A 2,414-nucleotide genomic window follows, 5' to 3' on the forward strand; every position below is an offset into this window, starting at 1 on the left:
ATTGTTGGACGAAGCCGCTACGCGGAGAAAAGGCAGTTTGGTTTCGCCGGTTAATCGTAAAATGTAACCTCACCCTGCTGTAAACGCAGCAGATATCTCTTCACCAGAACATGAGGTTACTGTGCTATGACATCATCTTTTCCAGAATCTTTCAAGCAGAATTATCAAAGTCACTTACAACATCTGAAACTTAAAGGGCTGCAACCTAAAACGATTGATGCATACAGTCGTGCCATACGGCGGATTGGGTTGGCGTTTGACTATCGGATTGACAACCTGAGCAGGCAGCAATTGCTGAATTATTTTACAGATTTATTGCGGACGCATTCCTGGAGTGCGGTGAAACTGGATTTATATGGGCTGAAGTTTTACACTCGTTATGTGCTGGATCAGCCCTGGGAACATTTGGATTTGATCAAACCACCCAAGGCCAAGCGGCTGCCGGATATTCTGACCGCAGCAGAAGTGCAACAGCTGATTGATGCCACCTGCAAACTCAGTTACAAGGTCTTTTTTTTTACGCTATACAGTTTAGGGTTGCGACTGTCGGAAGGTCTGGCATTAACGCCGGGTGATATTGATGGCAAGCGTATGCGGACACATATTCGTGACAGCAAAGGCAACAAAGACCGTTACGTGCCGCTGCCGCAAGCTACCTATTTACTGTTGCGGTGTTTCTGGGCAGTGCATCGCAACCCCAACTGGCTGTTTCCCAATCGTAAATCCGGTTTGAAAGGCAGCACAGCGGCAACGACGCCACTGGATAGAGGCGGCGTGCAGACGACGTTCAAAAAGGTAGCAAATGAATGCGGTTTTAAAAAAAGATTTCCCCGCACAGCCTGCGTCACAGCTATGCCACGCATTTACTGGAATCCGGCGTAGACCTGCTGGAAATTCAACAAATTCTCGGCCATTCCAGCATTCTTTCCACCATCCGATACACCCGTCTTTCTAGTCGCACCCAACATAAAGCCGATCAGGCCATTAATACCCTGATGAACCGTTTTACCGTTTCATGGGGGAGCGTGAAATGATCCGCCTGTCTGACATCGTCCAACAATTTGCCGCGACAACCCGTCAGCGTTATTCACTGCTGCCGTCACAACTAAAGGCCTTATCGGCCTGGCAAATTTGCCGTACCGATAAAGCGCCGTTCATGCAGTTGCGCTGCAATGATTGCGAACAACCCCGCTATGTTCCCCATTCCTGTGGTCATCGCTATTGTCCACATTGTCAGCACCACCAAAGCCAGGAATGGCTGGCACGGCAATTGCAAAAGCAATTGCCTGCTCGTTATTTCATGCTGACCTTTACCTTGCCTGCTGAGCTGAGGTCACTGGCATGGCGGCATCAGCGCATGGTTTACGATCAACTGATGCAATGCAGTTGGGCCACGCTGAAACAATTCAGTCACAATGACAAACAACTGCAAGGTATACCCGGCGCTACCAGTGTGTTGCATACGCATAATCGTCGCCTGGATTACCATCCGCATGTACACATGGTGATGCCGGCTACGGCGATAGACCAACACAATATACTGCGAAAAAAATCAGGAAGAAAAGGCTGGCTGTTCAGCCGGCGGGCTCTGGCCAAAGTCTTCCGTGCCAAGTTGCTGGCCGCACTCAAGCAGGCCGGACTTACATTGCCTGCTGACTATCCCGAGCGCTGGGTGGTGCATTGCAAATCCGTCGGTACCGGGAACAAGGCATTAACCTACCTTGGCCGTTATCTGTATCGCGGCGTGATCCGTGAAAAAGATATTTTGCGCTGCGAAAACGGTCAGGTGACCTTTCGCTATCGCGACAGCAAAACACAGCATACCCAGACCCGTACCGTCAGTGGCGAACATTTTTTGTGGATGCTCCTGCAGCATGTGCTACCCAAAGGTTTGCGCCGGGCGCGCAATTTCGGCCTGTTGCACCCCAACAGCAAACATAAATTGCAACTGATCCAGCTACTGCAGGGCTTTAATCCGGCACGGCTGATCGCCGCCTTGCCCGATCGGCCGGTGATCACCTGTCCTTGCTGCGGTGGTGTGATGAAAATCGTACGCACTCGAATACAACCGAGCGCATCGCTACTACCCAATAGCAGTTGAGTAACAAGGAAGGAATCGTTGCCCATGTAAACCAAAACGCTCACATCAACTTAATCCGTGCCAGACAGGGAGGATCACACTCGTGTTAAAAATACCCCATTGCTCTGTCAGCAGGTCAAAAACACAGATTCAGGCGCAAAAAAACGGCAATGCAATGTTGCCGTATCTATGATCTGCTCACCAGATCATACTTTACCACCCCAAACCGGGAAAACCACTCGGAGATATTTCCATAGTCAATTCAACAACGGACTCGTCCAACAAACGATTCAGATCGCGGCGCGTTCCGCGCGCGATCTAATCTTATTCGTTA

Annotated in this window: 1 protein-coding gene and 1 pseudogene; both read left to right on the top strand. The window is 50.1% G+C overall.

The window, feature by feature from the left end; translation table 11 throughout:
* The first annotated feature begins 126 nt into the window (after positions 1-126).
* Positions 127-1,034, top strand: a pseudogene (locus BMY60_RS14945) (tyrosine-type recombinase/integrase).
* Positions 1,031-2,101 (top strand): IS91 family transposase, encoded by a 1,071-nt coding sequence (locus BMY60_RS14955; RefSeq protein ID WP_090334700.1) that lies wholly within the window; start codon positions 1,031-1,033, stop codon positions 2,099-2,101. The pseudogene BMY60_RS14945 and the gene BMY60_RS14955 overlap by 4 nt, the downstream one beginning before the upstream one ends.
* Positions 2,102-2,414: the final 313 nt, after the last annotated feature.

The organism is Nitrosomonas sp. Nm51, assembly GCF_900111165.1.
Classification (GTDB): domain Bacteria; phylum Pseudomonadota; class Gammaproteobacteria; order Burkholderiales; family Nitrosomonadaceae; genus Nitrosomonas.

Excerpts from the sequence above, each read along its gene's own strand:
- BMY60_RS14955 (WP_090334700.1), top strand. The coding sequence starts at position 1,031 with ATGATCCGCCTGTCTGACATCGTCCAACAATTTGCCGCGACAACCCGT.